The 3,604-nt window shown below is 35.9% G+C and carries 4 protein-coding genes and 1 pseudogene; 1 reads left to right on the forward strand and 4 read right to left on the reverse strand.

What is annotated here, in order from left to right; all coding sequences use genetic code 11:
* Positions 1-130 precede the first annotated feature (130 nt).
* Positions 131-568 (reverse strand): annotated as a pseudogene (locus tag QL998_RS20340) (GAF domain-containing protein); the annotation flags it as partial.
* 308 nt (positions 569-876) lie between these two features.
* On the opposite strand from QL998_RS20340, the gene cysZ reads away from it, so the two are divergent.
* The gene (gene cysZ, locus QL998_RS20345; RefSeq protein WP_290193378.1) at positions 877-1,587 is read left to right on the forward strand and encodes a sulfate transporter CysZ; all 711 of its coding nucleotides are present in this window, start codon (positions 877-879) and stop codon (positions 1,585-1,587) included.
* 72 nt (positions 1,588-1,659) lie between these two features.
* On the opposite strand, the gene QL998_RS20350 is transcribed toward cysZ, so the two are convergent.
* The 3 genes from QL998_RS20350 to QL998_RS20360 all read right to left on the reverse strand — a co-directional run bounded on the left by QL998_RS20350 (position 1,660) and on the right by QL998_RS20360 (position 3,480).
* Positions 1,660-1,950 carry a hypothetical protein gene (locus QL998_RS20350; protein WP_290193375.1) on the reverse strand — a complete coding sequence of 97 codons (291 nt, stop codon included), beginning with the start codon at positions 1,948-1,950 and terminating at the stop codon, positions 1,660-1,662.
* A gap of 233 nt (positions 1,951-2,183) precedes the next feature.
* Positions 2,184-2,369, reverse strand: a complete 186-nt coding sequence (locus QL998_RS20355) for a hypothetical protein (protein ID WP_290193376.1) — start codon at positions 2,367-2,369, stop codon at positions 2,184-2,186.
* Positions 2,370-2,376: 7 nt separating this feature from the next.
* Positions 2,377-3,480, reverse strand: a complete 1,104-nt coding sequence (locus tag QL998_RS20360) for a hypothetical protein (RefSeq protein WP_290193377.1) — start codon at positions 3,478-3,480, stop codon at positions 2,377-2,379.
* Between the last annotated feature and the right edge of the window lie 124 nt (positions 3,481-3,604).

Below are 3,604 nucleotides of genomic sequence, written 5' to 3' on the forward strand. Positions count from 1 at the left end.
GCTGCGGCGGCGAGATTACTTGGAAGGGCTAGCCTATTTCGTACAGGTGGTAGTGCAACTCGATTGGAAAAATATGGATGTGAGTGATGTGATTGAAATTTAATAATTATTTTTGGGGATCCCTTAGGGTTTTAGGTGTGCTGTGATAAATAGCAAAGGTGCCTAACAAATCAGCTTGAGTCGAAAAAATAGGTGTTGACCAACATGACCTAAGATCAAACTTTAGCGCTAAATCTTTAAAGTCCTCCCACAGCGGTGAAGTTTCAATATTTTCTACAATTGTGCGCGACTTCGAGAATGCGGCAGTACCACATGAGCCGACTTTTGGCCCTATGTAAATACCATTAAGCAAATCACAGTACTCTGGATGAATATTAGGGGCTGCGCAATGAAAGAGCTGCTGGCCTTTAATTGATAAAATGGAACACCTTGCAGACTCATCATCAATAATCTGCTCTATTGATAAACAAATTTCAGTAAGCACCTCACTTAAAGGTACCCCTAATGCAATTTTGGATAAAATGCCTTGCTGGTGAGATAATAACTTTTTTAACCTATCCGTACCCATTTTCCTTTACCCATATTATTTATACACATTGAAACAACAAAAGCTTTAAGTAAGCGCTTTTTTCTATGTAGTAAAGTTCATTATAGTCATGATTAGTAAGTTTTTTATTTTATTGGTAAAAATAATCGGGCCTGTCTTAAATAATCATAGTTGCGTATTACTGAACACCTATTGTTACTATATAAACAAAACTACAATATTAAAGCTAACACTTTGTTACTTAAAAATACTGTTCAAAATTATTAAGCTATTTATACTATAAGTAATGGTAAATATTTATTGAGGTTACAGTGCAGATCACACAAGGTATGGAATACTTTTTTTCGGGGTTTAAATTAATTAGCCAAAAAGGGCTAAAGCGTTTTGTCCTTATTCCGCTATTAATTAATATTTTGCTATTTATAAGCTCAATGTTTCTTTTAATTATAAAATTTGAAGAATGGATCACTGCTTTAATTAATTGGCTTCCTGATATTCTAAGTTGGTTAGAATGGCTTATCTGGCCTACAGCAATATTTGTTACTTTATTCAGTTACGGGATGCTCTTTACAGTTATCACTAATTTTATTGCTGCCCCTTTCAATGCGCTCTTGAGTGAAAAAGTTGAGCTTTACCTAACAGGTCAAAAAATTAACGATGACGGCTTTGCCGAACTAGTTAAAGATATACCTCGCATGCTTGCCCGTGAGTGGACAAAACTATGCTACTACCTTCCCCGCGCAATTGGTTTTTTTATATTGTTGTGGGTTTTACCGGTTATTGGTCAAATACTATGGGTATTGTTTACTTGTTGGATGTACGCAGTTCAATACGAAGACTATGCGTTTGATAACCATAAAATTGACTTTAAGCAAATGAAAGACGATTTAAAATCTAAGCAAGGTTTGTCATACGGATTTGGTTTTGCTGTTATGTTGTTAACTGCTATCCCTTTTATAAACTTAATAGTTATGCCAGTCGCAGTGTGCGGCGCAACACGTTTATGGGTTGATAATTATCGTCCAAAATATCGCAGTTAATTAAAAGTTTGCTAACTTTTCAATATCCGAAGTACACCACATTCTAGATTAAAAAAGCACCTAAGATGCTTTTTAATCTATTTTTAAAGCAATAAACTCAAGCGATGCCCGCCTTGGTAATGCATCGCTTTGTTTATCTACTTCTTCAAATTTTTTAATCAAAATACTAAAGCGCTGATTATTAATATTAACGGTTGTAACTTCACCAATTTTTATACTGTAGTTTTGCTGCTGATCAAACAGCGTTAGTATCTGACCTTTTTCACGCTCTACGTATAAATAAGGTGTTTGGTCTGGCATTTTTAAACGAATGACATTGATTTTACTTAGCTCATGTACCGCGACCCAATTCTGACTCTGCATTAACGTATTATAACGACTAATACCTTCAGGCTGATAAACAACATCTTGGCTTATAAAGCATATCTTACAGCCCTTTACTGATTCAATTCGCCAGTCAACAGCCGTATTTTTATAATATAAATTATCATTTTTTAGTAACCACTCACGTGCATTGTTAGTATCGCTACACGCTATTAGTAAGCTAAAAAAAACTACTACAGATAATAAACTTAGTGCTTAGCATTGGCTTCATACTATTGCTCTTTAATTGCTTTTAACTCAGCAATAATTGCACTACTTGGCTGCGCTTCTTTTATATAAATGGGCAGCGTTTCAATATTAGTAGGCGAGCTTTGTAAATTATACACCTTACTGTTATTTGTATTTGGCACACCAAATCGATTACCTGCACTTTGCATATAAAACTGTAAATTAAGCATGCTCCACTCATCTACATAACTCAGTATTGATACCGTCTTCGTTACCACTACTTGCCATTAATAAGTAATGAAAAATGGGTCTGCGGGTTATATCGGTATATTCCATTTTATAAGCAAATAAATTAGGGCTACTTAAATCGTACTCAAACGGAGTATAGCTATTAAACGGGACAACATTTCCGCCACCTAAATCAAAGTTTTCCGGCGCAATATCGCTATTTTGATCAAATAAATCACCTACATCAAAATGAACGGTGTAGCCTTTATTTGCAAATACACTAACAATTTTTTCAAGTGCAGTTCGATGAGGCGTTATTCCAACATCACTACTATCCATATAATCTATTTCAATAAATATATCTTTTTGTGAAGTACGCGCCCCCCATTCATACAGAGGCAGCCCAGCAAATGTTGCTCCCTCTGTCTCTGCGCAATCTGGAATACCGTCTTTATCATCATCTATTGAGCAAGTTATATCGTTAGGCCCTGCCGGAGTGTTGAATACTGAGTAGTTCCAGTCTGTATTTTGGTTGGTATCGGTTGCGCCGAGCGCACGCTTTAAGCTGGCGCCCTGCTCTGGCAGTATTTGTGCAGCATTTTCTCCTTGCCACTGCGAGGCTGTTACTGGCTCTTGGGTTGAATTTCCAAACTTAACAAAATCGATAGTTTGTGTACTCGCACTATTAAGTAATTCTGCAAAACCATTTATGTACCAATAAGGCCTAATTTGATCATTCGCGTTACCAACAAGTACAAGCTTTGTATTATTTAATGACGCACTTGCTAAAAAGTCATCACCAAAGCGACTTTGTAAAATAATATAGGCGCCATTTAAAAGCTCTTTATCAGGCAGCGCAAATACTTGCTCATCACTCAGCGTACTATCAGACATATTAATACTGCGAGCTTTAAGAGAATAGTCTTGTAAATTTACTGTTGCACCGGTGCCATTATAAAGTTCAACCCAAGGTAAGTCGTTACTAAATTGCACAGATGAAAGCTCTGTTATTTTTATATTTTGGCTAGAAGTTGTAAACGAGGTGGCAGTTTGCGCCAAAATAGTTGTGCTATCAAAATTAGCTAAATCAGCTGTAACACGAACAATATACACGGCAAGATCATTATAAATTGAACTTATAGAGCAAGTAGTGATCAGATCAAGGCATAATAATTACTTGGTCGCATAAATATGAGCACTACTTTTCTGAAACATTTTAATTCAATTACAGATCCTC

Source organism: Pseudoalteromonas sp. APC 3691, assembly GCF_030408135.1.
In the GTDB taxonomy this organism is placed as follows: Bacteria; Pseudomonadota; Gammaproteobacteria; order Enterobacterales; family Alteromonadaceae; genus Pseudoalteromonas.

What these genes read in the sequence shown, in the direction of transcription:
- QL998_RS20350 (WP_290193375.1), bottom strand. Translation starts at nt 1,950, where the DNA reads ATGCAGAGTCAGAATTGGGTCGCGGTACATGAGCTAAGTAAAATCAAT.
- QL998_RS20355 (WP_290193376.1), bottom strand. Translation starts at nt 2,369, where the DNA reads ATGCTTAATTTACAGTTTTATATGCAAAGTGCAGGTAATCGATTTGGT.
- cysZ (WP_290193378.1), top strand. Translation starts at nt 877, where the DNA reads ATGGAATACTTTTTTTCGGGGTTTAAATTAATTAGCCAAAAAGGGCTA.